This window comes from Streptomyces sp. NPDC036984 (assembly GCF_055607665.1).
Map to the genome: position 1 here is coordinate 516184 of NZ_JBVJRL010000001.1, position 26889 is coordinate 543072.

At 73.3% G+C, this 26889-nt stretch carries 20 protein-coding genes, 1 pseudogene and 1 riboswitch; of the genes and pseudogenes, 7 read left to right on the forward strand and 14 right to left on the reverse strand.

Going from position 1 to position 26889, the window contains the following annotated elements:
• The first annotated feature begins 225 nt into the window (after positions 1–225).
• Positions 226–330, forward strand: a riboswitch (cyclic di-AMP (ydaO/yuaA leader).
• Between the two features lie 29 nt (positions 331–359).
• Positions 360–1520 (forward strand): C40 family peptidase, encoded by a 1161-nt coding sequence (locus tag ACZ7DL_RS02340; RefSeq protein ID WP_470770763.1) that lies wholly within the window; start codon positions 360–362, stop codon positions 1518–1520.
• A gap of 16 nt (positions 1521–1536) precedes the next feature.
• Here the strand turns inward: ACZ7DL_RS02340 and ACZ7DL_RS02345 are convergent, their stop codons facing one another.
• Positions 1537–1890 carry a hypothetical protein gene (locus ACZ7DL_RS02345; protein ID WP_470770765.1) on the reverse strand — a complete coding sequence of 118 codons (354 nt, stop codon included), beginning with the start codon at positions 1888–1890 and terminating at the stop codon, positions 1537–1539.
• Positions 1891–2305: 415 nt separating this feature from the next.
• On the opposite strand from ACZ7DL_RS02345, the gene ACZ7DL_RS02350 reads away from it, so the two are divergent.
• Complete coding sequence (locus ACZ7DL_RS02350) at positions 2306–3376, forward strand: C40 family peptidase (RefSeq protein ID WP_470771193.1); 1071 nt, start codon at positions 2306–2308, stop codon at positions 3374–3376.
• Positions 3377–3494: 118 nt separating this feature from the next.
• On the opposite strand, the gene ACZ7DL_RS02355 is transcribed toward ACZ7DL_RS02350, so the two are convergent.
• Both ACZ7DL_RS02355 and ACZ7DL_RS02360 read right to left on the reverse strand, forming a co-directional pair.
• Positions 3495–4241 carry a LuxR C-terminal-related transcriptional regulator gene (locus ACZ7DL_RS02355; RefSeq protein ID WP_470770766.1) on the reverse strand — a complete coding sequence of 249 codons (747 nt, stop codon included), beginning with the start codon at positions 4239–4241 and terminating at the stop codon, positions 3495–3497.
• Positions 4238–5527, reverse strand: coding sequence for an ATP-binding protein (locus ACZ7DL_RS02360; RefSeq protein ID WP_470770768.1), 1290 nt, complete (start codon positions 5525–5527; stop codon positions 4238–4240). Before ACZ7DL_RS02360 ends, ACZ7DL_RS02355 begins: the two co-directional genes overlap by 4 nt.
• Positions 5528–5738: 211 nt before the next feature.
• On the opposite strand from ACZ7DL_RS02360, the gene ACZ7DL_RS02365 reads away from it, so the two are divergent.
• Together ACZ7DL_RS02365 and ACZ7DL_RS02370 are read left to right on the forward strand one after the other, a co-directional pair.
• On the forward strand, positions 5739–7271 hold the full coding sequence (locus ACZ7DL_RS02365; RefSeq protein ID WP_470770770.1) for a PspC domain-containing protein: 1533 nt from the start codon (positions 5739–5741) through the stop codon (positions 7269–7271).
• On the forward strand, positions 7258–7473 hold the full coding sequence (locus ACZ7DL_RS02370; protein ID WP_470770772.1) for a hypothetical protein: 216 nt from the start codon (positions 7258–7260) through the stop codon (positions 7471–7473). The genes ACZ7DL_RS02365 and ACZ7DL_RS02370 overlap by 14 nt, the downstream gene beginning before the upstream one ends.
• Here ACZ7DL_RS02370 and ACZ7DL_RS02375 read toward each other — a convergent pair.
• Both ACZ7DL_RS02375 and ACZ7DL_RS02380 read right to left on the reverse strand, forming a co-directional pair.
• Positions 7464–7988: a DoxX family protein gene (locus ACZ7DL_RS02375; RefSeq protein ID WP_470770774.1), complete on the reverse strand. Its 525-nt coding sequence runs from the start codon at positions 7986–7988 to the stop codon at positions 7464–7466. The genes ACZ7DL_RS02370 and ACZ7DL_RS02375 overlap by 10 nt on opposite strands.
• Before the next feature lie 373 nt (positions 7989–8361).
• Positions 8362–9642: a hypothetical protein gene (locus ACZ7DL_RS02380; protein ID WP_470770776.1), complete on the reverse strand. Its 1281-nt coding sequence runs from the start codon at positions 9640–9642 to the stop codon at positions 8362–8364.
• A gap of 188 nt (positions 9643–9830) precedes the next feature.
• On the opposite strand from ACZ7DL_RS02380, the pseudogene ACZ7DL_RS02385 reads away from it, so the two are divergent.
• Positions 9831–9932, forward strand: a pseudogene (locus ACZ7DL_RS02385) (DUF4429 domain-containing protein); the annotation flags it as partial.
• A 68-nt stretch (positions 9933–10000) separates the two neighbouring features.
• Here the strand turns inward: ACZ7DL_RS02385 and ACZ7DL_RS02390 are convergent.
• On the reverse strand, positions 10001–10795 hold the full coding sequence (locus ACZ7DL_RS02390) for a class II aldolase/adducin family protein (protein ID WP_470770777.1): 795 nt from the start codon (positions 10793–10795) through the stop codon (positions 10001–10003).
• 139 nt (positions 10796–10934) lie between these two features.
• On the opposite strand from ACZ7DL_RS02390, the gene ACZ7DL_RS02395 reads away from it, so the two are divergent.
• Positions 10935–11396, forward strand: a complete 462-nt coding sequence (locus ACZ7DL_RS02395) for a pyridoxamine 5'-phosphate oxidase family protein (protein ID WP_470770779.1) — start codon at positions 10935–10937, stop codon at positions 11394–11396.
• Positions 11397–11399: 3 nt separating this feature from the next.
• On the opposite strand, the gene guaA is transcribed toward ACZ7DL_RS02395, so the two are convergent.
• A complete protein-coding gene (gene guaA / locus ACZ7DL_RS02400) occupies positions 11400–12980 on the reverse strand; it encodes a glutamine-hydrolyzing GMP synthase (protein WP_470770781.1) in 1581 nt (526 codons plus the stop codon).
• A 293-nt stretch (positions 12981–13273) separates the two neighbouring features.
• Here guaA and ACZ7DL_RS02405 point away from each other — a divergent pair, with 293 nt between their 5' ends.
• Positions 13274–13543, forward strand: coding sequence for a chorismate mutase (locus ACZ7DL_RS02405; RefSeq protein WP_470770782.1), 270 nt, complete (start codon positions 13274–13276; stop codon positions 13541–13543).
• A 670-nt stretch (positions 13544–14213) separates the two neighbouring features.
• Here ACZ7DL_RS02405 and ACZ7DL_RS02410 read toward each other — a convergent pair.
• The 7 genes from ACZ7DL_RS02410 to ACZ7DL_RS02440 form a co-directional block, all read right to left on the reverse strand.
• Positions 14214–16019 carry a GMC oxidoreductase gene (locus tag ACZ7DL_RS02410; RefSeq protein WP_470770784.1) on the reverse strand — a complete coding sequence of 602 codons (1806 nt, stop codon included), beginning with the start codon at positions 16017–16019 and terminating at the stop codon, positions 14214–14216.
• 28 nt (positions 16020–16047) lie between these two features.
• A complete protein-coding gene (locus ACZ7DL_RS02415; RefSeq protein WP_470770786.1) occupies positions 16048–17661 on the reverse strand; it encodes a succinic semialdehyde dehydrogenase in 1614 nt (537 codons plus the stop codon).
• A gap of 127 nt (positions 17662–17788) precedes the next feature.
• A complete protein-coding gene (locus tag ACZ7DL_RS02420; RefSeq protein ID WP_470770788.1) occupies positions 17789–18727 on the reverse strand; it encodes a serine/threonine-protein kinase in 939 nt (312 codons plus the stop codon).
• A gap of 99 nt (positions 18728–18826) precedes the next feature.
• Positions 18827–20437: a serine/threonine-protein kinase gene (locus ACZ7DL_RS02425; protein ID WP_470770790.1), complete on the reverse strand. Its 1611-nt coding sequence runs from the start codon at positions 20435–20437 to the stop codon at positions 18827–18829.
• Positions 20438–20490: 53 nt separating this feature from the next.
• Positions 20491–22224 (reverse strand): protein kinase domain-containing protein, encoded by a 1734-nt coding sequence (locus tag ACZ7DL_RS02430; protein ID WP_470770792.1) that lies wholly within the window; start codon positions 22222–22224, stop codon positions 20491–20493.
• A 110-nt stretch (positions 22225–22334) separates the two neighbouring features.
• The gene (locus tag ACZ7DL_RS02435; protein ID WP_470770794.1) at positions 22335–24002 is read right to left on the reverse strand and encodes a serine/threonine-protein kinase; all 1668 of its coding nucleotides are present in this window, start codon (positions 24000–24002) and stop codon (positions 22335–22337) included.
• 150 nt (positions 24003–24152) lie between these two features.
• Positions 24153–26876, reverse strand: coding sequence for a protein kinase (locus ACZ7DL_RS02440; RefSeq protein ID WP_470770796.1), 2724 nt, complete (start codon positions 26874–26876; stop codon positions 24153–24155).
• Positions 26877–26889: the final 13 nt, after the last annotated feature.

Genomic DNA, 26889 nt, shown 5'->3' on the forward strand with positions numbered 1-26889 from the left:
GCCTCGGCAGGCCCGCCCACCGTTTACGGAACGGAAGCGCCTGGTCACGCGGGCGTGAAACCACTCTCAGGTCACGGAAATGTATCGGACATACCTCGCACCAACCTTCACAGAAGACACACGAGTTGGCTAGGTTGCCGTCAGGCCGCACGACCCCCCTCCGGCGAACGTCGCCGGGCCGCGCGGCCTCCGCCGAGTCCGGCGCGCCCCCGCACGGTGCCCGGAGCCGGGGACCCACCGATCCTGGGGTGAATCGGCCGACTCCCGCCCGGGACGACGCCGTAGGGCAACCCTTCCAAGCAACCGCCCGAACCCGACAGCTAACCCGGTAGGCGGCAGCACGGAAGGAGTCGCCTCTCTTGGCGTCGCACCGCAAGCCGCGCCCCGGCGGGACCCCGGGAGCGGGCATCCGCACCCCAGCCCTCGCCACCGCCGCCCTCACCTCCGTGGCCGTGCTCTCCCAGAGCGCCGAGGCCACCCCCGCGGCCGGTCACGGCAAGCCGAGCCTGGAGGAGGTCGAGCGGAAGATCGACGATCTCTACCGCCGGGCGGAGTCGGCGGCCGGGACGTCCGGCACGAGTAAGGAGCGGGCTCTTCGGACCGAGCGGGCCGTTCGGAACGAGCGGGCCGGGCAGACCGGGCAGACCGAGTCGGCGGAGCGGGCCGAGGCCCCGCGGCGGCACGCGGACAGCCTGCAGCGGCTCCGGGACGAGGTCGCCCGGCGCGCGTCCCAGCCCCGCACCCTTCCCGCGCAGCGCGGCACCACCCCCGGCCGCGGCACGATCCCGCTCCAGCGCGGCGCGGGCCCGGCCCCGCGCACCGCCGGCCCCGCCCGGGACACGGCCGCCGTCCCGTCCGTTCGGAACACGGCCGTCACCCCGCACGCGTGGGACGCGGCCGCCGCCGGGCCCGGGTGGGACACCGCGGGCGTTCCCGCCCCGGACTCCTCCGTCGTGGCCGCCCGGGACACCGCCGCCCAGGAGGTTTCCGTCGTGCCCGCCCGGGACAGCGCCGTCGCGGGCCCCGCGGGCAGCCGGGCGGAGGCCGCCGCGAGCGGTCCGAAGGCGGCCAAGGCGGCCGTGCAGAAAAAGCTCGCCCACGCGCGCGTGCTGCTGTCGCAGCGGACCGCCCAGGGCGCCGCCGCGCCGTCCGGCGGGCACGCGACCAAGGCCAGGAAGGCCGTCGCCTTCGCCCGCGCCCAGCTCGGCAAGCCGTGCGTGTGGGGCGCCGCCGGTCCCGGCTCCTACGACTGCTCGGGCCTGACCCAGGCGGCCTGGAAGTCCGCCGGCGTCACCCTCCCGCGCACCGCGCGCGAGCAGGCCGCCGCCGGCACTCCTGTCCGGCCGGCCGAGGCCCGCCCCGGCGATCTGGTCTTCTTCCACGACGACGTCAGCCATGTCGGGCTCTGCACGGGCGACGGCATGATGATCCACGCCCCCAGGCCGGGCGCCTACGTCCGCGAGGAGCCGGTCTCCGGCGCCGGCGAGCCGGCCGTCCACAGTGTGGTGCGGCCGGGCTGACCCGGGGTACCGGAGATCAGGTCCACAGGACGGCGATGAAGATGTTGGCCGTGGTCAGCAGGCCGACCAGCCCGAAGAGGCCCTTGTCGATCCGCTCCTCGTCGCGCTTCACGTAGACCAGGCCGAGGATCACGATCAGCAGGGCCAGCTTCACGCCGATCTTGAGGGTGTTGACGTGGTGGTCGTCGGCCTGGTTGAGGCCGACGAGGGCCACGCCGGTGACCAGCATGGTGAGCGCGCCGTGCAGCATGCCGGGCACGAACCGGGCGGCGCCCTGGCCCATCGCCTTCATCTGGGTGAGGAAACCACCGAGCAGCGCGGCGATACCGATGATGTGCAAGCCGACGAAGAGATGGATGAGTACGTCCATGGTGCCGGAGCCTAGCCAGGAGGCCTCGGCCCTCCGGCCACCGGGCCCGCCGACCGGCCCCATGGATCTTGCATATATGCGCTCCATAGCACCCCACGACTCCCAGAGGTCCCGCTTTGCGCGCTTCGGTCACCACGCTGCGTGAAGGGGACGACTCCGGTGCGGCAGCACGGTCACATACGGTCACATCCCGGTCCGTCGCAGCCAGTTCCGTACAGTGCGTTACCCACTCGTCACCGTCCGGCCTAGCGTCCTCCCCCAGGTGACCGGCTCCCCACCGCCGCCCGACCAGGGAGGCAGTCGGCCACCACCCCCGAGAAAGGCCCGGCGACGGCCCGGTCCCCCTGTGTGGGCCGCCGCCGGGCGTACTGACCGCTCGGTCGTACGAGTCGGACGGAAGGACGTGACGGTCCAGGTGGCAGCGCACCGCAAGCCCCCACAACGCTCGCTCAGCGGCCATACGGCCCGCACGGCCGCGACGCTCGCTCTGGCGGGCGCGGCCACCGCGACGGGCTTCGACGGGACGGGGCACGCCGAGCCACAGCTGACGCCGGCGCAGGTGAAGGCCAAGGTGGACACGTTGTACCGAGAGGCCGAGGCCACCACCGAGAAGTACAACGGGGCGAAGGAGAAGGCCGACGCGGCCCAGGGGCGGCTGACCGCGCTTCAGGACGAGACCGCCCGCAAGCAGGAGAAGCTCAACTCGGCCCGGGAAACGCTGGGTTCGATGGCGGCGGCACAGTACCGGGACGGCGGCATCGACCCGGCCTGGCAACTGGCCCTCTCCAGCGACCCCGACCGGTACCTGGCCGGCGCCGCGTTCGCCGAGCGGGCCGGTGACCGGCAGGCCGTCGCGGTGTCGGGGGTCCGCGAGCAGCTACGGGAGATCGAGCGGTTGCGCGGTGCCGCGCGCATCGAGCTGACCTCGCTGCGGTCACGGCAGGCGGAGCTGAGACGGCACAAGAGGACCGTCACCGGAAAGCTGGACGAGGCCCGGCGGCTGCTCGCGCGGCTGACCCCGCGGCAGCGCACCGAGGTCACCGGTGCCGACGGCACGGGCGGACACGTCTCCCGGTCGGCCGCGGACCCGCGGAAGCCGCTGGAGCCGGCCGGGTCCTCCTCCCCCGCTCCGCCCACCACACGTGCGGCGGCGGCCGTCACCTACGCCTACGACAAGCTCGGCAGCCCCTATGTGTGGGGCGCCACCGGCCCCAACGCCTTCGACTGCTCGGGCCTGGTGCAAGCCGCCTACCGCTCCGCCGGCATCTCCCTGCCGCGCACCACCTACGCCCAGATCAACGCGGGCCGGCGGGTCTCCCGCTCCGAACTCCAGCCGGGTGACCTGGTGTTCTTCTACTCCGGGATCAGTCACGTCGGCATCTACGTGGGCAACGGCCAGATGATCCACGCCCCGAACCCGTCCGCACCGGTCCGCCTGGCCCCGGTCGACGAGATGCCGTTCGCTGGGGCGACGAGGGTGGCCTGAGGGTAGGAGCGAGGGTGAGGTGCGCGCGGGGTTCGCGCCGGGTGAGGGCCGGGCGGGGGCAAGCCCGTAGGGGTCAGGGCCCGTAGGGGGAGGTCGAGCGGGGTCAGGTCCGTACGGGTCAGACCAGCCGGCGCGCGGTCGCCCAGCGGGTCAGCTCGTGCCGGTTGGACAGCTGGAGCTTGCGCAGCACCGCCGAGACATGGGACTCGACCGTCTTCACCGAGATGAACAGCTGCTTGGCGATCTCCTTGTAGGCGTAGCCACGGGCGATCAGGCGCAGCACCTCGCGTTCCCGCTGGGTGAGGCGGTCCAGGTCCTCGTCCACCGGCGGGGCGTCGGTGGAGGCGAAGGCGTCCAGGACGAACCCGGCCAGCCGCGGGGAGAAGACGGCATCGCCCTCCTGGACACGGAAGATCGAGTCGACCAGGTCGGTGCCGGTGATGGTCTTGGTGACATAGCCGCGGGCGCCGCCCCGGATCACCCCGATGACGTCCTCGGCCGCGTCCGACACGGACAGCGCCAGGAAGCGGACGGGCCGCTCGGCGTCCGCCGTCAACGCGGCGCACCGGCGCAGCACTTCGACCCCGCCGCCGCCCGGCAGGTGGACGTCGAGGAGCACCACCTCGGGCCGGGTCGCGGTGATGACCGCGACCGCCTGGTCGACGTCCGCGGCCTCGCCGACCACCTCGACCCCGGTCTCGGCGGTCTGGCCGATCTCGGCCTGGACGCCGGTGCGGAACATCCGGTGGTCGTCCACGAGCACCACCCGTACGTGCCGCCCACCCGCGCCGCCGTTGTCGGGCCGGCCGGACCGGTCCGCCTCCGCCGCTCCCGCCGTGCCGTTCGCCTCGGTCGCGTCGCTCATGACGTCTTCTCCGCCCTCTCCATCTCCAGCTCGACCTCGGTGCCGCCGTCGGGCACCGCCCGCAGCCGGGCCGTGCCGCCGTTGCGTTCCATGCGGCCGATGATCGATTCTCTAACGCCCATGCGGTCGGCGGGTATCGCGTCGAGGTCGAAGCCGGGACCGCGGTCCCGCACGGACACGAAGACCGTCTTTCCCTCGACTTCGGCATAGACCTGTACGGCACCGCCCTCGCCACCGTACTTGGCGGCGTTCACCATCGCCTCGCGCGCGGCCTGCATCTGCGCGGCGGTCCTCTCGTCCAGCGGGCAGTCGCCGACGATGACGACCTCGATGGGCACGCCGTGCTTGTCCTCCACCTCGGCGGCGTTGCGCCGCACCGCCTCGGCGACCGTGTCCGGCTCGTCGGCCTCGTCCTTGCCGGTGCCCTCCGGCTTGTACAGCCAGGTGCGCAGGTCGCGCTCCTGGGCGCGGGCGAGGCGGCGCACCTCGTTCGCGTTGTCGGCGTTGCGCTGGATCAGGGTGAGGGTGTGCAGCACGGAGTCGTGGACATGGGCGGCGACCTCGGCGCGCTCCTGGGCGCGGATGCGCATCAGGCGCTCCTCGGACAGGTCCTGGGTCATACGGACCAGGTAGGGGCCGGCGAGCAGGGTGATGCCGACGAGGACGGCGAGCGCGGCCTGGAGGACCGCGCCGAGGTGTGCGGCCGAGCCCTGGAGCACGAAGACGGCGGAGACACCGGCCGTGACGAGCAGGACACCGCCGGCCGCGCGCAGCAGGGTCAGGGTTCGGCGCCGGCGGCCGGCCTCGACCCAGCGGGCCCGGCGGGCGTTGTCCGCCTGGCGCCAGACGAGGGCGACACCGGCCGCGACGAGCACGGCGGGCACCAGATAGGCCTTGGCCGCGCTGTCCAGATCGACGCTGCCGACGAAGACCATGGACACGATGACCATGAGGAGCAGTGCGACGATCTGGCCCCGGTCCGGCTTGCGGGCCACCAGTCTGCGGCGGCCGTCCGGTGAGGTCTCCGTGCCCACAAGCGACGGCTTCTGGTCGCTGACGCCGCCGACGCCGAGCGGGACGAAGAACCAGAACGCGGCGTACAGCAGCGCTCCGAGCCCGTCGGCCATGAACAGGCCGACGAAGGCGAGCCGCACCCAGATGACGGGCAGCCCGAGATGCCCGGCGAGGCCCCGCGCCACTCCGCCGAGCCAGCGTCCGTCGCTGCTGCGGTAGAGCTTGCGCGGCGGCCGCGGGTCGTCGAGTGGCAGGCTTGCGGCTTCCGGCATGCCAACGATGGTCACACGGCCGGCGGGGCAGGGCATCAGGGTCGGCCCCCGAGACGCCCCTGATCTTCCGTCGGGGCCGGTCCGGGTGGGCGGATCGGTCGGCGGCCCGAGCCGCGCGAACGCTTCCCCGCCCCGTCTCAGGGCCGATTTCAGGGTTGGCCCAGGGTCGTCCCGACTGCCGCGGCGGCGGACGGGCCGTCACCATGGACGCATGACGGATCACGAGCACGCCGCGACGGGTCCGGGACCCGGCCCCGGCCCGCGCCCGGCCCCGGGCACCGGGCCGACGGATGCCGCGCCCGCCGCGACGGAAGGGACGGAAGCGGCCGGCGCCGGCACCGCCGCCGGCAGCAGCACCGGCGCTGGAGACACCCACACCCACGCACACATCCACGCACACACCCACTCCCGGACCGGCACCCGGTCCCCCGCGGACGAGCCGGAGCGGCAGGAGGGCGCCGAGGCTCCCGGCCGGTTCCGGCGCGACCGCCGGCACAAGATGATCGCGGGCGTGTGCGCGGGACTCGGCCGGCAGACCGACTTGGACCCGGTGATCTTCCGGATCACGCTGGCCGTGCTGTCCGCGACCGGCGGCCTGGGCCTCATCTTCTACGGCTTCGCCTGGCTCCTGGTGCCGTACGAGGACGAGGAGCAGAACGAGGTCCGCAAGCTGTTCACGGGCCGGGTCGACGGCCAGGCGCTGGCCGCCGTGCTGTTCGCGCTGGTCGGCTGCGGGATCTTCCTGACGATGCTGAGAAACGGCGGGGTGCTGGCGTTCGCGACGGTGCTCTCGCTGCTGCTCGCGGGCGCCGGGTACTGGTCGCGGCGCCGTGGCGCCCCCGACCCCGACCCGCTGGCCGCGCAGGCCGCCGCCGACGCCCCGCCGGAGGCCCAGGCGCCGCCGGTCGTCACCACGTATCCCTCCTGGTGGCGGGAGCCGATCGTCAAGGACGGCAGCCATGTCGGCGGCACCGGCTATCTGTGGGGGCCGGGCGACGCCCGCCGGCGGGATCTCACCTCGGTCGTGGACGTCGGGGTCCCGAGCCCCTGGACGCACCCCGGCTCCATACCCCCGCCGCACACCACGCCCCCGAGACCGCGCGGCCCGCGCGGCCCGCGCTGGATCGGCGGCTGGGTGTTCCTGCTGGCCCTGCTGGCGGGCGGCCTGGGCACCGGGCTCGGCTGGCACACGCACCCGCTGGGCACCAGCCTCCAGACCGGTCTGGCGTGCGCGCTGGTGGTGTTCGGACTGGGCGTCACGCTCAGCGCGTTCCTCGGCCGGACCGGGGCCGGGACGGTGTTCCTGGCGCTGGTCACGGCGGCCCTGCTGGCCGGGGCGGCGGCCCTGCCCCGGGACATCACCGCCCACTGGCGGAACGCGTCCTGGAAGCCGGCCGAGACGGCCCAGCTGCGGTCCGCCTACGACCTCGGCACCGGGCGGGGCACTCTGGATCTGACCCGGGTGCATCCGGCCGAGGGGCAGACGGTCGCCACGGACGCCCGGGTGGGTGCGGGGCAGTTGAAGGTGATCCTGCCGGCGGACGCGACCGTGCGGATGAGCATCGATGTGGGGATGGGCGACATCCGTCTGCCCGGGGACGACGGAAAGGATGTGGACGTGGAGCCCGGCAGGCACCAGGACGTGACGCTGGCACCGGCCAAGGGTGCCGGGAAGTCCGGCACGCTGGACCTCACGCTCGGCGTCGGAGTGGGACAGGTGGAGGTCAGCCGTGCTGCGTCATGAGTTCCAGCCCGGGAAGCTGGTCGCCGGGCTCTTCCTCACCGTCACCGGTGCGGTCTATGCGGGGGACGCGGGCGGTCTGTGGGAGATCCCGTGGTTCATGGTCGTCCCGCTGGTCGTGGGCGGCCTCGTCCTGGCCGGTGTCACGGCCCTGCTGACCCGGGGGATACGCAGACGGAGTGGCGCCGAGAGCGGTCAGCGGTAGCCGCCGGCCCACCGTCGGGCCCGCCAGGCGGCGTCCAGGGAAAGGTAGGGGGTGCCGGCGAGGATCAGGGGAAGCCAGGCCATCAGATAGGCGAGGTCGTTGCCGTAGTAGTAGGGGGTGGTCGCCCAGCTCACCGTCAGCCAGAGGCTGAGCGAGATCAGCGCGCCACCGAGGGCGGCCAGCCGGCCGAACAGGCCGAGCAGGATGGCGATACCGACGGCCAGCTCGCCGAGGGCGATGGCGTAGCCGAAACCGACCGGGCTCTTCAGGGCCAGGTCGATCAGGGCCGGGGCGGCGGCGGAGTCACGGGCCGCGCGCATGGTCTCCCCGATCGAGCCGACGCCGCCGGACTTCATGAAGGCGCTGTCGGTGAGCTTGTCCAGGCCGGCGTAGACGAAGGTGACGCCGAGGAAGAGGCGCAGCGGCAGCAGGGCGTAGTGGCCGGCGGTGTCCCGCCAGCTGCGGGGGCTGTCCAGCCGGGGGGTGTGCGTGTCCGTCCGCATGCCGTGAGTCATCGCTGCCAGCCGCCTTTCGCCCGCCGTGCCACTCCTCACCTGACAATACGTATGACAAAGGAGGATCGTTCAATCCTCTCCCGGATGGAATTCCGCATTTCGGGTCCTCGTGCGAGCGGCGGGCCGGTCGGATCCGGACCGGATCTGCCGCACGGGGCGGCCGAGGATGCGGCCCACGGTGGTCAGTCCCCGAGGGGGAGAAGGCAACGCCGGGGTTCCGGGTGACGCTCTCGAAGCGGGCGAAACCGCAAGGTCCGGGGCCGCGGCGCGGTCGTCGGCGTCGGACGTCGGTTGTCCGTGGGGATCCGTCGGTGTCGCCTACAGGACCCTCTCGCTCATCGGTCTGCCGTTCTTGCCTCGTCTCGCCGGTCGTTCACTCCGTCACGACGACGATGCACCGGTTGGTCGCCACCCCGGCCGCGGTCACCACCTGCACCTCCACCGAGCCCGGCTCCACCTCGACCGGTACGGGCACGGTCAGGGTGGTGTCGGTGGGGTTGCGGAAGCCGCCGGTGACCGGGACCAGGGGGACGTGGACGTCGACCGCGCCGATGCGGACGACCATGCGGGAGAGCCGGTCGGCGGTGTGGGAGCCGGGCGGGACGAAGCCGCTGCCGCGGATCTCGATGTCGTCGCCGGTGCGGATCGGGCCGTCGAGGTCGCCCGGTTCGCGGGCGCGGACCACCGAGAGGATCACCGGTCGGCCGCCCTCGGAGTACTTGCCGGCCAGATAGGTCGCGGCCGAGATCAGCACGATCACGCCCAGGCCCCAGGGCAGGTCGGGCAGTTGGTCGGGGCGGCGGGCCAGCCGTACGGCGGCGAACAGCAGGGCGACGGCGCTGATGGCGACGTACTGGATGTCGGCGAAGGCACCCCGCCCGGAGTCGTCGGTGAGGAGGTCGGCGGCGCGCGGGCGGTGGGCCGGCACCTTCTGGAGCCGCTGGGCGAGGACGCGCACGCCCACCACCCGGCGGACCAGGACGGCGATGCCGCACACCACGGCGAGGACGGTCACCACGCCCGCCCCGCGCGCGAGGTCGAGGCCGGAGATCAGCGCGTCACGTTCGGCGTGGCCGGAGGCGGCGGCCAGGCGGGCGGCCAGCAGCAGGACGGCGTAGCCGACGAACAGCACCCAGCAGGCGGCAACGGTCCGGGAGGTGGAGAGGCGGTTGTCCTCTCCGATCACCGGCGCGAGCGCTCCGCCGCGCGCCCGGTGCAGGAAGCAGGCGGCGGTCAGCGCGACGGCGACGGCGAGCGCGGCGAGCAGGGCCGCGGTGCGGGCGCCGGTCCAGCCCGCGCCGATCGCGGTGAGTGCCTCGCCGAGCAGCAGCACGGTGACCGCGCCCCACACGGTGTACACGGTCCGCAGCCACAGCCGGGCGAGCCGTACCGCGCCCTCGGCCCGACTCTGTTCGGCGACGGCCTCGGCCCGCTGGGTCAGTTCCTCGGAGACCCACTGGCGGGACGCCGAGGCCGAGTGCGCCACGGCCGCCGGCAGGCCGAGGCCGACGGCGAACTCGTCGCGTCGGCGCAGAAACGCCGCGACGGCCCGCCGGTGTCCCTGCCGGGCACCGTGCGGACAGTCCCCGCAGGTGCAGCCGCCCTCGTGGACGCCCTCGGCACCCGTGTCGCCTCTCGCCTCCTGTACCGCCACGCCCGACGCCCGCCTTCCCCACGACCTGCCGACCCGGCCGCCGGTACCCGCGGTGCGCTGGGCGGCCCGGCAACTCCCCTGTGATGACAGCGAATTGTGCCCTACCTCAGGCCCTCCGGGGCGACCGGACAGGGTCACCGCGGGTGAAGCCGGAACCGCCGTGTTGACCCGGCTGCGAGAATCTCCGTGTGGCCGAGATCATCCAGCGGGACGGGACCTGGGCCTTCGACGGCAGCACGATCCGGATCACCCCCGGACCGCTCCGCTCCGTGCCGCGGTGCTCACGGACGAGGAGTTCGCGACGACCAAGGCGGTGATGCTCAGGGGCTTCGGCTGAGCGGGTCCGCCTCGGGCGGCTTCAGCTGAGCAGGTCCGGTTCGCTGCGACTGATGTCCTGCCACAGCGGCTGGTAGTTGATCCAGGCCACCAGGTCGCCGCCGAGCTGTTCGCGGGTGGCGACGGCCATCTTGTGGTCGATGAGCACCGGCCGGCCCGCCGCCTTGGCGAGCAGCTGCACCTGGCAGGACCGTTCCAGGGAGAGGAACCACCAGGCCGCCGCGTCCACCGAGTCGCCGACGGTGAGCAGCCCGTGGTTGCGCAGGACGAGGGCCTTGCGGGAGCCCAGTGCCATGGCGATCCGGCGGCCCTCGTCGGCGTCGACGGTGACCCCGGTGTAGCTGTCGTACAGGGCGAGGTCCTCGTAGAAGGCGCAGCTCTCCTGGGTGATGGGTTCGACGAGGTCGCCGAGGGCGGCGAGGGCGCGGCCGTGCACGGAGTGGCAGTGAGCGACGGCGACGACGTCCGGCCGGGCGGCGTGCACCTGGGCGTGCACGGTGAACGCGGCCTGGTTGACGTGGTAGCGGCCCTCGACGACCTGGCCGTCCTTGTTGGCGAGGACGAGATCGCCGACGGTGACGTGCTTGAACGGCATGCCGAACGGGTTGACCCAGAAGCAGTCGGTGAACTCCGGGTCGCGGGCGGTGATGTGCCCGGACACCCCGTCCTCGAACCCGGCCCGTCCGAAGATCCGCAGGGCGCCGGCGAGCCGCTCCTTGCGGTGCCGGCGCTCGTCCTCGACCGACTCGTGCATCGGCGGCATGGCGAACCGCAACTGGTCGGTGGGCAGCGGCAGGGGCGGGTTGGGCCCATGCATAGATCCTCCAGCGTGGGGATTGCTGTACGAGCCGGAAGTTACCGCCGGTCAGCGCAAAAGGGCAGAGCTGTTTTGTAAAGATGACGTACGCGACGAATACCCGACAGAGGTTGTCGGGATTGGCAAGGAGACTGGGCGCATGAACTGGGCATCCTTCACCATCGACGCACCCGGACTCGCAGTCGTCGCCGAGGAGCGCTTCGGCGCCCACCGGCACCACGTCCTCGCGACGCTCCGGAAGGACGGCTCTCCCCGCACCAGCGGTCTGGAGGTCCGTTTCCTGGGCGGGGAGCTGTGGCTCGGCATGATGCCGGGCTCCCTCAAAGCGCTCGACCTGCTGCGCGACCCCCGCTTCGCGCTCCAGGCCAATCCGGGCGCCGACGTGGGCAGCGGGGACGTCCGGGTCAGCGGGCGGGCGTTCGAGGTCGGGGACGGTGACGCCAAGGCCGCATACGTGAAAGAGGTGGAACCGCCGCAGCCGTTCCACCTCTTCCGCACCGAGCTGACGGAGGTCGTGCGGACCTACGTCGAGAACGACACCTACCTCGTCGCCGAAGTCTGGAAGCCCGGTGAGCCCCTGCGTACGCTCAAGCGCACCTAGGGGTTACTCCCACTCGATCGTGCCCGGCGGCTTCGACGTCACGTCGAGGACCACTCGGTTGACGTCCTTGACCTCGTTGGTGATGCGGGTCGAGATCTTGGCGAGGACGTCGTACGGCAGTCGCGACCAGTCGGCGGTCATCGCGTCCTCGGAGGAGACGGGCCGCAGCACGATCGGGTGGCCGTAGGTGCGGCCGTCGCCCTGGACGCCCACGCTGCGGACGTCGGCGAGCAGGACCACCGGGCACTGCCAGATGTCGCGGTCCAGGCCGGCCGCGGTCAGCTCCTCGCGGGCGATGGCATCGGCCTCGCGCAGCAGGTCCAGCCGCTCCTTGGTGACCTCGCCGACGATGCGGATGCCGAGGCCGGGGCCGGGGAAGGGCTGGCGCTGGACGATCTCGTCCGGCAGGCCCAGCTCCTGGCCGACCATGCGGACCTCGTCCTTGAACAGCTTGCGCAGCGGCTCGATCAGCTTGAACTCGAGGTCCTCGGGCAGGCCGCCGACGTTGTGGTGGGACTTGATGTTCGCGGTGCCGGTGCCGCCGCCGGACTCGACCACGTCCGGGTAGAGGGTGCCCTGGACCAGGAACTCCACGGCCGGGCCCTCGTCGGCGATGATCTCGGCCTGCGCCTGCTCGAAGACGCGGATGAACTCCCGGCCGATGATCTTCCGCTTCTCCTCGGGGTCGCTGACCCCGGCCAGCGCCTTCAGGAAGCGCTCCTCGGCGTCGACGACCTTCAGCTGGACGCCGGTGGCCGCGACGAAGTCCTTCTCGACCTGCTCGGTCTCGCCCTTGCGCATCAGGCCGTGGTCGACGTAGACGCAGGTCAGCTGGGAGCCGATGGCCTTCTGGACGAGGGCGGCGGCCACGGCGGAGTCGACACCGCCGGACAGACCGCAGATCGCGCGCTTGTCGCCGACCAGCCGGCGGATGGCCTCGACCTGCTCCTCGATCACGTTGCCGGTGGTCCAGTTCGGCTCAAGGCCGGCACCGCGGTACAGGAAGTGCTCCAGCACCTGCTGGCCGTGCGTGGAGTGCATGACCTCGGGGTGGTACTGGACGCCGTAGAGCTTCTTCTCGTCGTTCTCGAACGCGGCGACCGGGACGACGTCCGTGGACGCGGTGACCGTGAAGCCCTCGGGGGCGGCGGAGCAGGCGTCGCCGTGCGACATCCACACGTGCTGCTCGTCCGGGGTGCCCTCGAAGAGGGTGGAGGAGTTCCGGGAGACGTGCAGGTCGGTACGGCCGTACTCGCGCGACCCGGTGTTGTCGACGGTTCCGCCGAGGGTCTGCGCCATCAGCTGGAAGCCGTAGCACATACCGAAGACCGGGACGCCGGACTCGAAGATCTCACGGTCGAGGGTGGGCGCGCCCGCCTCGTACACGGACGAGGGGCCTCCGGAGAGGATGATCGCCGCGGGCTTCTTGGCGAGCATCTCCTGGACCGGCATGGTGCTCGGCACGATCTCGCTGTAGACCCGCGCCTCGCGGACGCGACGGGCGATGAGCTGGGCGTACTGCGCGCCGAAGTCGACGACCAGAACGGTGTCGGGGCTGGCGGCAGCGGGAGTCGCTGATGACACGGGGTGCCTTGCCTTCCGGCGGTGGGGCGGGGGTCTGTGTTTCCGATTCTAGCGGGGTGGGCGTGGGAGGCCGCCCGGTCGGCCGGGAAGGTGCCGTGCCATACTGGGCGCATGCTCACGCAGACGACCCGCTTCTTTACCTATGGCATCCGGCCCGCCGGCTGCCATGGTCGTGCTGCTTGAGCGAACCGCCAAGCGACTTCCCAGGCGCCCCGGGCCGACAAGGCCCGGGGCGCCTGTCGTTTTCCGGGTCGTGTCGTTTCCGGGGCACCCATCCCACCGAGGAGCCCGACATGACCACCACCGCGCCGGACACCGCGCCGGAAGCGACCATCGCCGACGCCCGGGAGCGCATCGACGCGCTCGACGACCGGATCATCGGTCTCATCCAGGAGCGGATGGCCGTCTCCTCCGTCGTCCAGCAGACCCGTATCGCCTCCGGCGGACGGCGGGTGCACCTGTCCCGCGAGATGGAGATCCTCGCCCGCTACCGGGACGCCCTCGGCAAGCCGGGCACCGGCCTCGCCATGACCCTGCTGGAGCTGTGCCGGGGTCGTATCTGAGTTCGGTCCCGCTCTCACCCGTACGGCGCGTGACCGGCCCGCGCACCGCTTCGTTGAGGGGGGTGTCCGTGCCAGCCAGGGGCGGGCCCGATCAGAACCACGCGTGGCTCGCTGGAGCGATGAGACGCACGGGTCGTGCCGTACGTCGTGGGACCTCGCTCCAGGTAAGTGACCGGACGGCAGGGGACAGCAGCCCGGTCACCCAAGAGAACGGCCGGCTCCGGGGACGCCCGGGGCCGGCCGGCGGAAAACTGCACACAGGTCACAGGGCATACGAAACAGGCGGCGCAATCCCCCGGCGCCGCTCCCGGGATCCGGCGCTGCCCTGACGCCGGTGCCGGCTGATCGAAGGGCCCCGCGGCCTCTCCGTCCCGCGGGGCCCTTCGGCGTACCCCCGGCCGGGCGGGCATCCGGCGTGACCCAGATCACACAAAAAACCCGGGGTATCCGGAGCAACCCTTCTCGCTTTCCGCTGATCAAACCTGCCGGATCAAGAAGCGGCGAGAGGGACCTGCCTTCGGAGGGGGATGCAGGTCCCTCTGGTGCCGTTCCGGGTCACTGTCCGTTGCGGTCACCGTGTCTCTGCGGTCGCCGTTGCGGTCACCGTTCCGGTCACTGTGCCCTTGCGGCCGCCGTTGCGGTCACCGTTTCGTTGCGGTCGCCGTTGCGGTCACTTCTTCGGCGGTACCGCCGGCATCCCCAGGAACGGCAGCCGCAGCGCGCCGAACGCCTCCGCCGGGACCACCGGAGCCTGCGGTTCCACCGGCTTCAGCCGCTCGTACGCCGCTCCCGGCGCCGGCCGCGCATCCCCCTCGCCCTTGTTCGGCCAGAACGACATCGCCCGCTCGGCCTGGGCGGTGATGGTCAGCGAGGGGTTCACACCCAGGTTCGCCGAGACGGCCGCGCCGTCCACGACCGAGATGCCGGGGTGGCCGTAGAGCCGGTGGTACGGGTCGATCACGCCCGTCTCCGGGGAGTCGCCGATGGGGCAGCCGCCGAGGAAGTGCGCGGTGAGCGGGGTGCCCATCAGCTCGCCGACGTTGCTGCCGGCGAAGCCGTTGATCTCGGCGGCGAGCGCGGAGGCGGCCTCGGTCGCGGCCCTGATCTGCTTGGGGTTCGGCGATCCGTGTCCCTGCCGGGCGGTGAGCAGGCCCTTGCCGACGCCGCCGGGCTTCAGATACGTGGTCAGCGAGTTGTCCAGGGACTGCATGACCAGCCCGATGATGGTCCGCTCCGACCAGCGCCGGTTGGACAGGGAGCGGGCGACCAGCAGCGGGTGCCGGGCCGCGTTCGCCAGCCAGGCCAGCACGCGTGAGGAGCCCTCCGTGTACGGCACCTGGAGGATCGACAGGCCGCCCATCGAGTTGGAGCCCTTGCCGTAGCGGACCGGCTCGATGTGGGTGTTCTCGTCGGGGTGGATCGAGGACGTGATCGCGACGCCCCGGGTGAAGTCGGCCTTCGGCGCGCCGGTCGCCCTGCGATAGCGCCGGTTGTCGGTCTGCGCACCGACCAGCGCCTCGGAGTTGGTGCGGGTCAGCTCCCCGAGCCGGGGGGACAGGTACGGCAGCTGACGGCCCGCCTTCATCCGGTGCAGCAGGGTCTGGGTGCCGTAGGTGCCGGCGGCGAGGACGACCCTGCGGGCGGTGAAGGTCCGGCCCTCGCCCTTCTTCTTCCGGTCCGTCGGCAGGGTGGCGAGCGCGTAACCGCCCCGGGAGTCGTCCGTGACGGACACGACCGTCGTCATCGGGTGGACGACCGCGCCCGCCTTCTCGGCCAGGTACAGGTAGTTCTCGTTGAGGGTGTTCTTCGCGCCGTGCCGGCAGCCGGTCATGCACTCGCCGCACTCGGTGCAGGCGTTGCGCGCCGGGCCGGCCCCGCCGAAGTACGGGTCGTCCACCTGCTCGCCGGGTCCGGCCTCGGTCTTGCCGTCCGCGTCCTTGCCGTCGCCGAAGAACACGCCCACCGGTGCGAGGTGGAAGGTGTCGCCGACGCCCATCCGCTGGGCCGCCGCCTTCAGATGGACGTCGGACGGGGTCATGGTGGGGTTGAGCCGTACGCCGAGCATGCGCCGGGCCTGGTCGTAGTACGGCTTCAGCTCCTCCTGCCAGTCGGTGATGTGCCGCCACTGGGGGTCGTCGAAGAACGCCTTCGGCGGTACGTAGAGGGTGTTGGCGTAGTTGAGAGAGCCGCCGCCGACGCCCGCGCCGGCCAGCACCATGACGTTGCCCAGCAGGTGGATGCGCTGGATGCCGTACATGCCGAGCTGGGGCGCCCAGAGGTAGTTCTTCAGGTCCCAGGAGTTCTTCGGGAGGGTGGCGCGGGTGAAGCGGCGGCCGGCCTCGAGGACGCCGACCCGGTATCCCCTCTCGGTCAGGCGGAGGGCCGACACCGAGCCGCCGAACCCCGAACCGACGACGATGACGTCGTAGTCGTACCCGTCCTCGTCCCGGGTCTGGACAGACTTCTCCTGCGACACGTGCTCTCCTCGTTGAGAACGGGGGTTTCTAGCGGAACCGGAAGGCCTTCATCAGGCGGAGACTCGTGCTCATGAACGCGGCGTACTTCTCGTCCGTCATGCCCAGCGAGGGCGCCATCGGCAGCAGGCGCTGCTGGGACACCGTCTGGGCCTCGGTGTACTTGAGGATGCCCTCGGAACCGTGGCGGCGGCCGAGGCCGGAGTCCTTCATGCCGCCCATCGGGGACTGGACGCTGCCGTAGGCGGGCGCGTAGCCCTCGTTGACGTTGACCGTGCCGGTGCGCAGGCGGGCGGCGATGTCCAGGCCGCGGCGGGCGTTCGTCGTCCAGACGGAGGAGTTGAGGCCGTACGGCGTGCCGTTGGCGCGTTCGATCGCCTCGTCGTCGGTCCTGAAGCGGTAGACGGAGACGACCGGGCCGAAGGTCTCCTCCTCGCAGACGGCCATGGAGGGCTCGACGCCGTCCAGGATCGTGGGCTCGAAGAAGTAGGGGCCGATGTCGGGGCGGGCCACACCGCCCGCGACCACCTCGGCGCCCTTGGCGACGGCTTCGCGCACATGCCGTTCGACGGTCGTCAGCTGGCGTTCGCCGACCAGCGAGCCCATGTCGGCGCCGTAGGCCAGTGAGTTGCCGAGCCGCATGGCCCTGGTGCGGGCGGCGAACCGCTCCAGGAAGGCATCGGCGATGGACTCGTGGACGTACAGCCGCTCGATGGAGATGCACAGTTGGCCGGCCGACGAGAAGCAGGCGCGTACCGCTCCGGCGGCGGCCTTCTCGATGTCTGCGTCGTCCAGCACCAGCATGGCGTTCTTGCCGCCGAGTTCGAGGGAGACGCCCACCAGGCGGGAGGCGGCGCCGACGGCGACCTCGCGGCCGGTGCGGGTGGAGCCGGTGAAGGAGACGTAGTCGGCCTGCTTGACCAGCTCGGGGCCGACGACCGGTCCCTCGCCGAGGACGACCTGGAAGACGCCCTCGGGCAGACCGGCCTCGACGAGCAGGTCACGTGCCCAGAGCGCGGTGAGGCAGGTCTCCGTGTCGGGCTTCATCACCACCGCGTTGCCGGCGGCGAAGGCGGGCAGGGCGTCGCCGACGGACAGCTCCAGCGGGTAGTTCCAGGGGGCGATCTGGCCCACCACCCCGCGCGGGTGGCGCAGTTCGAGGGTCTTGGTGAGGGTCGGTACGGCGCCTGCGTGCCGCTTGGGCTTCAGATAGGCGCCGGCGCGGCGGCCGTAGTGACGGGCGGCGACGGCGACGGCCTGCACCTCCTCGTGCGCGTGCAGCCTGGCCTTGCCGGTCTCCAGCTGGATCAGGTCGAGGATCTCGGCCTGCCGCTCCAGCATCAGGTCGTGAAAGCGGGGCAGGACGGCGGCTCGCTGCCGTACCGGGGTCTTCGCCCACACGGCCTGGGCGGCGCGGGCGGCCTCGAAGGCCCTGTGCACGTCCTCCGGGGTGGACTCGGGCAGGTCGGCCAGTTTCTCGCCGGTGAAGGGGGTGTGGTTGGCGGTGCGGCCGGAGCCGACGACGCCCTTGGTGAGCTGGGCCACCAACTCCGGGGTGACCACGTCGGCGGCGGTGCGGACGCCTTCGGGGGCGGGCGCGAGCGGATTGGTACCGGCGATGTCCGGGGCCTGCGTGTCCGTCATGACGCGCAGAGTATGCCGCAGCGCAAGCTTTGTGTACCCGTCGGTAACGCGGATTCACCGAGTGCTCACACGGTGCCAGTGATCACTGGCAGAGAATGCGCTGATCAGGGCGTTGACGGGGCGACGATCAGTCGATCCCGGGTTTTCTCGCGAGCAGCAGCCCGAGCGCGCCGAGCGGGGTGCGCCGGCGGGCGTCGGGCGCGGGACCAGGGGCCGGTGCCGCAGCGGACTCCGGCTCCGCCCCGGGACCGGGAGCCGGTACCGCAGCAGGCTCCGGCCCCTCCGCCTTCGCCTCCGCCGGCTCCGGCCGCGGGTCCGGTACGGAGGTGAGCCCGAGGTGGTCACGGAGTACGGCGGCGACCTCCTCCGCGCCGGGCCGGTCCGCCGGCTCGACGGCGTGCAGCCGGTCCAGCAGTGAGCCCAGCGCGCCGGGGTCCGCGTCCCCCGTCGCGGCGCGCAGCAGTGCGCCCAGGGACCACAGGTCGGAGGCGGGTCCGGCGCCGGGGCCCGCCGCCCGCTCGGGGGCGACGAAACCGGGGGGCGCGTCCTCCGCGTGCCCGTCGCCGATACCGAAGTCGGTGACCACGACCCGCCCGGTGCCGGCCTCCAGCAGGACGTTGGCCGGTTTGACGTCCCGGTGCACGATGCCGACGGCGTGCGCGGCGCGCAGCGCGCCCAGCACGGCGAGCCCGATGCGCGCGGCCTCGGTGGCCGGGAGCGGTCCGCGCCGCAGCACCTCGCGCAGCGACTCGCCCGCCACCAGCTCCATGACGATCCAGGGGGCCCCGGCCTCGGTGACGACGTCGTACACGGTGACGGCCGAGGGGTGCCGCACCCGGGTGGCGGCCCGGGCCTCGTGGTGCAGCCGGTGCGCGATGCGCCGGCTCTCCTCGTCGGCGGCCGGATCGCCGGGCAGCAGCGGCTCCTTGACGGCGACCAGCCCCCGCTCCTGTTCGTCCCGGGCACGCCACACGGTCCCGGTCGGCCCGGAGCCGAGGCGTCCGGTCAGCCGGTAGCGACCGCCGATCAGACGTGCGTCGGGCGGGTGTTCGCCGTCTTCAGTCATGTCACATGAGTACCGTGCACACCAGGCCGTTGTCGAAGCGGGCGGTCAGCCGGCCCACCGGAGCAGGCCGAAACCGCACGCGTCCTGCGGGTACCCCGCTCAGGGCTTCGTTATCTCCAGGTTGGCGATCGCCGCCTTCGCCACCTCTCGGCCGCGAGGGGTGACATCGCCCTTGGCCGGGTAGCCGACGGCCAGTTCGTACATGTCCCCCGAGCTGGTGCGGTAGTAGAAGATCCGGAGTTCGCGGGGGCGGTTGCGCAGGTCGTCGGACGGATAGGTGACGGTGTTCTCGGCGGCCTGCCGGCCGTGGTACGTGACGTCCGCGTCCGGGACCGTCTTCGTGGCCTTCGCCATCCGCAGGTCGTAGTCGCCGTCGCTCTTGAACTTCTCGTTGTCGTCGTACATCTGGGCCCGCGCGCTGGACTTGATGCGGTCCAGGGAGTCCTCCGACTTGCGGGCCACGTGCAGGCGGATCCAGATGGCGCCGCTCCAGTCCCAGTACGTCACCCAGTCCTTGTCCGTGTCGTCCTTGTCCGGCCGGGCGACCTGGTAGCCCGGGGGTACGGCGACGGTGGCGCCGAGCTTGGTCTCCTGCCGTTTCGCCCAACCGTCGGGGAGCGGGCCCGCGAAGGGGTCGGCGAGGACGAGGTACGCGGTGACGGCCGCCGCGACCACCGCCGCACCGGCACCGAGCCAGAGGAGACGACGGGGGCGGCGGGTGCGGCCCGGGCCGCCGGGGTGGGCGCCGGCCGGTGGCGTCCCGGACGGCACGGCGGAGGCCGTGCGGCCGAGGGGTGTGGGTGCCGGGGGCGCCGGGGGGTTCGCCGCCTGCTGGAGCAGGGTGCGGACCCGGTCCGCCGACGGGCGGTGCGCGGGGTCCTTGTGGAGCAGCCCGTTGATGACCTCGGCCAGCGGGCCCGAGGCGGACGCGGGCGGGGCCGGGGTGGCGTTGAGGACGGACTGGAGGGTGGCCGGCGTGTTGCTGCGGCGGAACGGCGACACGCCCTCCGTGGCCGTGTAGAGCACCACGCCCAGGGACCACAGGTCGCTCGCCGGTACGGGCCGCTGCCCCAGCACCCGCTCCGGCGCGACGAACTCGGGCGAGCCGACGAAACCGCCGGTGTCCGTGAGCCGCGGGTCGCCCTCGATCCAGGCGATGCCGAAGTCGGTGAGGACCACCCGGTCGTGCCGGCCCAGCAGGATGTTGTCGGGCTTGACGTCCCGGTGCAGGACGCCCGCCGCGTGCGCCGCCTCCAGCGCGCCGAGGACCTGCAGACCGATCCGGGCCGCCTCCCGCGCGTCCAGCGTGCCGTCCCGCAGCACGCTGCCGAGGGTGCGGCCGTGCACCAGCTCCATCACGATCCACGGCCGGCCGTCGACGACCGCGACGTCGTGGACGTTCACCACCGCGGGATGGTCGAGGCGGGCCGCCGCGCGGGCCTCGCGGCGCATGCGCTCGAAGGCGTTGGCCCGTTCCCGCTCGGGAAGGTGCTCCGGTACGCGGGGTTCCTTGACGGCGACCTCGCGGTCCACCGTCTCGTCCTTGGCCCGCCATACGGTGCCCATACCGCCGTGCCCCAGCTTGCCGAGCAACCGGTAGCGTCCCGCGACGAGCCGCCCGCCGTCCGGGTCCGGCCGCGGTCTCGGCGGCTGGAGGACAAAACTCGTCGTGTCGTCGGCCCCGCGGCCGGCTCCCCCGTCACTGCTCATGCGTCATCTCTACCGTGCGCCCGGCGCCCGCAGCCACAGGGAGGGCGAAGCGGTCACACACCCGTGACCGAGAACGTGTCGAGCGCCACGTCGAAGTACTCCCGCGCCTCCCGCACCTTCCCGACGGGCGCCGACACCCATACGTCGTACAGCCGCCCGTCCTCCTCCCAGACCAGGTCGTAGGTGTGGCGCGGGCCCTCCGCCGCACTGAAGCCGTTCCAGGTGAACTCCCAGAGCGCGGCCGGGTGTCCGGCGTGCGTGGTCCGGGAGACCCGGCCGTCGTGGTAACCGGGGTTGGTGACGGCCCCGTTGGCGGCCGACCGTTTCAGCACGGCCTCCGGGCCGCCCGGTTGCGACACGCTGATCTTGATGCCGAGGCGGAAGGTCTGCGCGGGCGAGAGGTAGAAGACGCGCTCGTCCTGCGGGCTGCGGGTGAAGTCCTCCGGTACGGCGAGGGAGAAGCCGGCCGGGTCCCGGGCCGTGCGGTAACCGGAGGGCGCGGTAGGCGAGTCGGTGGCGCTCGGACGGGGCGCGGTGGCGGTCGGGTCGGGCGCCGGTGGCGTTCCGGTCGCCGTCCGGGGCGGGGTCGTACCCGCCGTACCGCTCGTGCCGCCCGTGCCGGTCCCGGTCGCCGGGGTCGTCGCCGTGCCGCCCGGGGTGCCGCCGCCGTCCCCGTCCTGGTGCAGCAGCAGCGTCGCGGCCGACACGCCGGCCCCGGCCAGCGCGGCGACGAGCAGCGCCGCCACCAGCACCCCGCGCGGCGACGACCGGACCGGGGACGACTCGGCCGCCGGCCGGGTGGGTGCGTCCGGCAGCGGTGCGCCGCCCGGCAGGTCATGCTGGGTCGGCGTGTAGGGCGCGGGCGTCTTCGGCGTACGGCTGCCCCCGATGCGGTGGATGAGCCCGGCGCCGTGCACACCCACCGTGCCGGGGCCGCCCGGCGCGACCGGTGTCCGGCCGGTCTCCAGGTACGACCGCAGCATCCGCTCCGCGTCCGCCGCACCCAGCCGCCGGTCGGGGTCGCGCTCCAGGAGGCCCAGGACGACGGGCAGCAGCGGCCCGGCCTCGGCCGGCGGGCGGATCTCGTCGGCGACGACGGCGTGCAGGATGCCGCCGAGCGAGTCGCGGCGGAACGGCGACTCGCCGCTGAGCACCGTGCACAGCAGCGCGCCCAGCGACCACAGGTCGGACTCCGGGCCGGTACGCAGCCCGGACATCCGTTCCGGCGCGGTGTACTCGGGCGAGCCGACGAAGGAACCGGTCTCGGTGAGCGTCGTGGCGCCCGCGACCTGCGCGATCCCGAAGTCGGTGAGGACCACCCGGTCGGTCCCCGACTCGAGGAGGACGTTCGCGGGCTTGATGTCCCGGTGCAGCACCCCCGCCTCGTGCGCGGTGCGCAGCGCGCTCAGCAGGGCGATGCCGATCCGCGCGGCCTCGGCGGCGTCCACCGGGCCGTGTCGCGCGATCCGGTCGGCGAGCGAGCCGCCGTCGATCAACTCCATGACGAGGTAGGGCCGTTCGTCCTGCTCCACCACGTCGTGCACGACGATGATGTGCGGGTGCCGCAACTGGCAGACCGCGCGGGCCTCGCGGAACGTGCGTTCGCGACGGCGGCGCGTGTCCTCGTCCGGCAGCGAGTCGTCCGGAAGGAGCTCCTTGACCGCCACCTGACGGCCCAGCACCTGGTCGCTCGCCCGCCACACGACGCCCATGCCGCCGCGCCCGACGCGTTCCTCCAGGCGGTAACGGCCCGCGATCAGCCGGAAGCCGGCTCCCTCGGTCCCCATGCGCCCATCATGCCGCAGAGGGCGTCCACGTCCTCGAAAATCCGGTCGCCACCCGACGGCACTCGGCCTGCCCGGCGAGCGGGCACGAGCGGCACCGGCCGGCCCGGGTGCTACCGCGGCTGCTGCCAGCCCCGCAGCACCGCCGCGAACTGCTTGCCCCACGTCGGCCAGTCCGCCGCGGGCGACGAGAGGTAGATCACGTACTCGATGCCGTCGCGGGACATGTACGTCTCCTCGATCGCGCGCCGCGGTCCGGGGAACGGTGTGTCCTTCGCCTGCGCGGTCCAGGTGTACTCCCAGACGGAGCCGTCGAGGTCGCGGTAGAGGTTCTTCTCCAGCCGGACGCGGTGGTAGTCGACCAGCCGCCGCCCGAGCTGGTCGTCCAGGTCGAGCTGGTGCGAGTTGGCGTCCTTGAAGTCGGGTGAGGTGTCGATGGCGATCCGGACGAAGTGCTTGCCGCCGTCCGGCGTGTAGTCGACCTGCCGGAGGTCGCCGGGCACGCCGACGACCTGCCGCGACCAGCCCTTGGGCAGATAGATGCCGAAGCCCCAGTCGTCGTCGTACCGCCGCCACGACGCGGGCACCGCTCCCTCGGAACGCGCGCCGGCGCTGCCGCTCGCCGAGGGTGACGTCGTGGCCGGGCTCGCGCCGCCGCCCGTCGCGGCGGCCGGCTGCGAGCCGCCCCACTCCTGGAAGGCCACCGCCGCGCCGGCCCCGAGCACGGCCGCCATGGCGACGACGAGCGCGAGCGTGCGCAGCCGGCGCCGGGGCCGGGCCGGCGTCGGTCCCGGGGGCGTGGGCGCCACCACCGTCGGCCCGGTCGGGACAGGGACCGCGCTCACCGGCGCTCCGGGGAGCGTGCCGCCGGTCGGGTGACCGGGCCCGCCGAAGCCGGAGTTGCTCGTGGTGCCGGTGCGCAGGCCCGAACTCTGGGTGGGGACGAACTCCTGTGCGCTGCGCGGCCTGCGGCCCTCCGCCGCCTCGGCGAGCATGTGCTCCACCTCCTGCGCGCTCGGCCGCTGGGCCGGATCCTTGCGCAGCAGCGCGGCGATGACCGGTTCGAGCGGGCCGGCGTGGCGCGGCTCGGCAACCTCCTCCTCGACGACCGCCTGCATGGTGCTCAGCGGTGAGGTGCGCCGGAACGGCGAGCGCCCCTCGACCGCCGTGTACAGCGTGGCGCCGAGCGCCCACAGATCGGAGGACGAGCCGGGGTCGTGGCCGCGGACCCGCTCGGGGGCCAGGTAGTCGACCGAGCCGACGACCTCCCCGGTGCGGGTGATGGTGGTGTCGCCCTCGATCTGGGCGATGCCGAAGTCGGTGAGCAGCACCCGGCCGTCCCGGCCGAGCAGCACGTTGCCCGGCTTGACGTCCCGGTGCAGCACGCCGGCGGAGTGCGCGGCGCGCAGCGCCCGCAGCACCCACAGCCCGATCCGTGCGGCCTCGGCCGGCTCGAGCCGGCCGTGCTCCTTGACCGCGTCGGCCAGCGAGTTGCCCTCGACCAGCTCCATCACGATCCACGGCCGGCCGTCGTGTTCCAGGACGTCGTGCACGGTGACGACGGCGGAGTGGTTGATGCGCGCGGCGGCCCGCGCCTCGGCTCGGGTACGGGCGAGGAGAATGGCCTGATCGCTGTCGGAGACGTAGAGCGCGGCGGTCAACTCCTTGATGGCGACCGTCCGGTGCAACACCTCGTCGTGGGCGCGCCACACCCGGCCCATGCCGCCGCTGCCGATGGAATCGGCAAGCCGGTAGCGGCCCGCTATGAGCAGGCCCTGCATCTGATTCACGTTGCCCCGCAATGCTCTTGACAGGGTCAGACTAAGGACCACCCCTTCCTCTGGGAACAAGCGGGGTACCAAGGTGACAGCACTGTGACGGTTGCCGCCCGCGCGCCCGGAAGGAACCCGATCCGCCGGTATACAGGCTGCTCAACCGCTGTAGCGGTACGTCGCGGTGGCCTGCTCGAACAGCCGCGTCACCTCGTCCCGCTGCGCCTCCGGACCGCGCACCTGGACGATGTGGTAGCGGCCGTCGAGCAGCAGCGCCATGTTCCGCACGAAGAGGTCCCGCCCCTGCGCGTCGGTCCAGGTGAACTGCCCCTCGGCCATGGTCCGTCCGCCCACCTCGATGGTCCGCAGGCCGGTGGCCGTGGCCCAGCTGGAGTCGCGGTACGGCTGGAGTTCGCGTTCCTTGTCCCGCTGGTAGACCATCGGATCACTGCCGTACGCGGACGCCCCGTCCCGCCCCGGTACGACGACCAGCTCGAAGTTCCCGTGCGCGTAGACCACCTGGCCGCTGCCGTTCTTCGGGGTGCGGTCCCAGCCCTTGGCGACGGCGACCTGGAAGCCGTCCGGGTCCTTGCGCAGGGTGAACCCGTCGGCGACGGAGGGGTCCGCGCCGGTCTGGGTCTCGGTCGCGGGCGCGGACGCGGTGGCGCCGCCCGGCGCGCTCTGCCCGGCGGACGGCCGCCGGGTGGACGAGGGTGCGGGGCTCGCCTGTGCGGCGCTGCCGGTACGGTCGCCGCCCTTCCCCGGGTCCCGCCGCTCGCCCTGCTTCGGCATGAACAGCATCGCGTACGCGACCGCGCCGGCCAGCAGGAGCAGGATCAGCAGAAGCAGGGTCCGGCCGAGGCTGCGCGGCGAACGGCCGGCCTCCCGGGCCCGCTTGTGCCGGCCGTGCGGATGGGTCACGGGCAGCCCGGCACGGCGCCGGCGCACCAGCTCGCCGCGCCGCCGCACGATCGGCAGCCGGCTCGGATCCACGGGTGGCACGGGGACGACATGGGTGCCGGCGTCCGGCTCGGGTGCGGACCGCACCAGCGAACGCAGCCAGCCGCTCAGCTCCTCGACGTCCGGCCGCTCGGTGGGGTCCTGGCGCAGCAGGGACTCCACGACCGGCCGCAGCGGCCCGCACTCCTCGGCGAAGGCGGGCGGCTCGGCGCAGACCAGCTGCACCAGCTCGGCCGTCGACTCCTCCGGGTAGGGCGCATGCCCCTGCACGGCCCGGAAGAGCAACGCGCCCAGCGCCCACAGGTCGGTGGCCGGGCCGATCGGCGCCGCCAGCTGCCAGTTCTCGTGCACGGGCCCGGCCTGCTCCGGCGCCCATCGCTCGGTCACCGGCCCGACCACGGTCATCCGCACCTGCCGCGCCCGCTCGGCGGCGAGCGCGGTTCCGGGCCCTCGGCGCACGGCGGGCTGCTCGTCCCAGCGGCCGCTCTGCTGCGCGGGGAGCGCCGGAGCGGGGGCGAGTCGGGCGTGAGCCGCGCTCTGGTGGTTGGGTCCGGTCGACGCGGGCCGGGCCTGCGGGCCGTGCTCACCGCCCGGTGCCTGCCCGGGGCCGTAGCCCTGGCCCGGCACGGACGCGTGTCCCGTACGGCGTCCCCCTGCGGGAAGGCCGGACCGCTGGGCACCGCCGCCCAGGGCCGGGGGCGTCCCGCCGGACCCGGTGCGCGGCGCGGCGCCGTGCCACGGGGCGCCGCGCACCCCGTAGGGGTCGGCTATCCGGCCGGGCGGCGATGCGCTGCCCGGTTCCGGGGGGTACGACGACGGTGCCGTGCCGTCGGCCCGGTCGGCTCCGGTGCCGGTCTCGGCGGGCGGACGGGCGCCGGGCAGGGCGGCGCGCCCGTTCTGCTGCGCCTCGTGCACCCGGGCGGCGGCGTGGGCGCCCGCGCGGTACGCGGCGATGGCCCCGGCCCGGGCGGCCCGGATGTCCGCACCGCTCTCCAGGGCCTGCTGCCCGGCCGGACCGGCCGCGGCGGACACCCCGTTCGCCCCGGGCACCGGCAGCCCTCCGGCCGCCCGCGCCTGGATCGCGGCCCGCCGCGCGGCCTCGGGGTCGACGTCCGCGAACGGCGCGCCGACGGCTTCCTCGGCACGGCCGGCTGAACCGGAAGACCCCGTGCCTTCGGCGCCGGAACCCCGGCCCAGGGCTGCTCCGCCCCGGCCTTCGCCGCTCCCCGCCGCACCGTCCGGTTCACCCGGGCCGCCCGGCTCACCGGCGGAGCCCGGCCCGGTGCCGAGCGGCTCCCCTTCCGGAGCGGGCACCGGGTCGTATCCGCACAGCGCCTCCTCCGCCGCCCCGGCCGCGAGGCCGGTCAGCAGCACACGGCCGTCGTCGCAGACCAGGACCGTGCGGACGGTGATGTTGCGGTGCACCCAGCCGTGCGCGTGCAGCACCCGGAGTGCCATGAGCACGTCGGAGGCGACCTCGGCCGCCCGGTACGGCGTCAGCGGGTTCTCGGTGAGCAGGGCGGACAGCGGACGCGCGGCCACCAACTCGCTGACGATCCACAGGGACCCGCCCTCGGCGAACACGTCGAAGACCTGGTCCAGGCGTGGATGGTCGGGGATCCGGGCCGCGGCCTGGGCGGCCTCGACGGCGCGCCGTACCGCCGGATCGGCGGGCTGCCGGGTGGCGGTCCTGGCCTCCGGCGCCCGGCGGGATCCGCGCTCCCGGGCGGTGAATCCCTCGGGCAGCCCCTCCGCGTCGAGCACCTCGGCCTCGACGACCTCCGGCAACGGGACCTGCCGGACCAGGACTTCCTGTCCGCTGTACGTGTCGAAGGCGCGGGTCTCGGTGAATTCGTACTCGTCGGACGGGGGCAGTGGCAGGCGGTAGCGGTCGGCGAGCACCCGACCCGCGTAGTCGTCCACGTTGCCTCCCCCG

Excerpts from the sequence above, each read along its gene's own strand:
- ACZ7DL_RS02355 (WP_470770766.1), bottom strand. The coding sequence starts at position 4,241 with ATGAGCGACGCGACCGAGGCGAACGGCACGGCGGGAGCGGCGGAGGCG.
- ACZ7DL_RS02390 (WP_470770777.1), bottom strand. The coding sequence starts at position 10,795 with ATGCATGGGCCCAACCCGCCCCTGCCGCTGCCCACCGACCAGTTGCGG.
- ACZ7DL_RS02405 (WP_470770782.1), top strand. The coding sequence starts at position 13,274 with ATGACCACCACCGCGCCGGACACCGCGCCGGAAGCGACCATCGCCGAC.
- ACZ7DL_RS02420 (WP_470770788.1), bottom strand. The coding sequence starts at position 18,727 with ATGACTGAAGACGGCGAACACCCGCCCGACGCACGTCTGATCGGCGGT.
- ACZ7DL_RS02365 (WP_470770770.1), top strand. The coding sequence starts at position 5,739 with ATGACGGATCACGAGCACGCCGCGACGGGTCCGGGACCCGGCCCCGGC.
- ACZ7DL_RS02345 (WP_470770765.1), bottom strand. The coding sequence starts at position 1,890 with ATGGACGTACTCATCCATCTCTTCGTCGGCTTGCACATCATCGGTATC.
- ACZ7DL_RS02395 (WP_470770779.1), top strand. The coding sequence starts at position 10,935 with ATGAACTGGGCATCCTTCACCATCGACGCACCCGGACTCGCAGTCGTC.
- ACZ7DL_RS02415 (WP_470770786.1), bottom strand. The coding sequence starts at position 17,661 with ATGACGGACACGCAGGCCCCGGACATCGCCGGTACCAATCCGCTCGCG.
- ACZ7DL_RS02435 (WP_470770794.1), bottom strand. The coding sequence starts at position 24,002 with ATGCAGGGCCTGCTCATAGCGGGCCGCTACCGGCTTGCCGATTCCATC.
- ACZ7DL_RS02375 (WP_470770774.1), bottom strand. The coding sequence starts at position 7,988 with ATGACTCACGGCATGCGGACGGACACGCACACCCCCCGGCTGGACAGC.
- ACZ7DL_RS02430 (WP_470770792.1), bottom strand. The coding sequence starts at position 22,224 with ATGGGGACCGAGGGAGCCGGCTTCCGGCTGATCGCGGGCCGTTACCGC.
- ACZ7DL_RS02360 (WP_470770768.1), bottom strand. The coding sequence starts at position 5,527 with ATGCCGGAAGCCGCAAGCCTGCCACTCGACGACCCGCGGCCGCCGCGC.
- ACZ7DL_RS02425 (WP_470770790.1), bottom strand. The coding sequence starts at position 20,437 with ATGAGCAGTGACGGGGGAGCCGGCCGCGGGGCCGACGACACGACGAGT.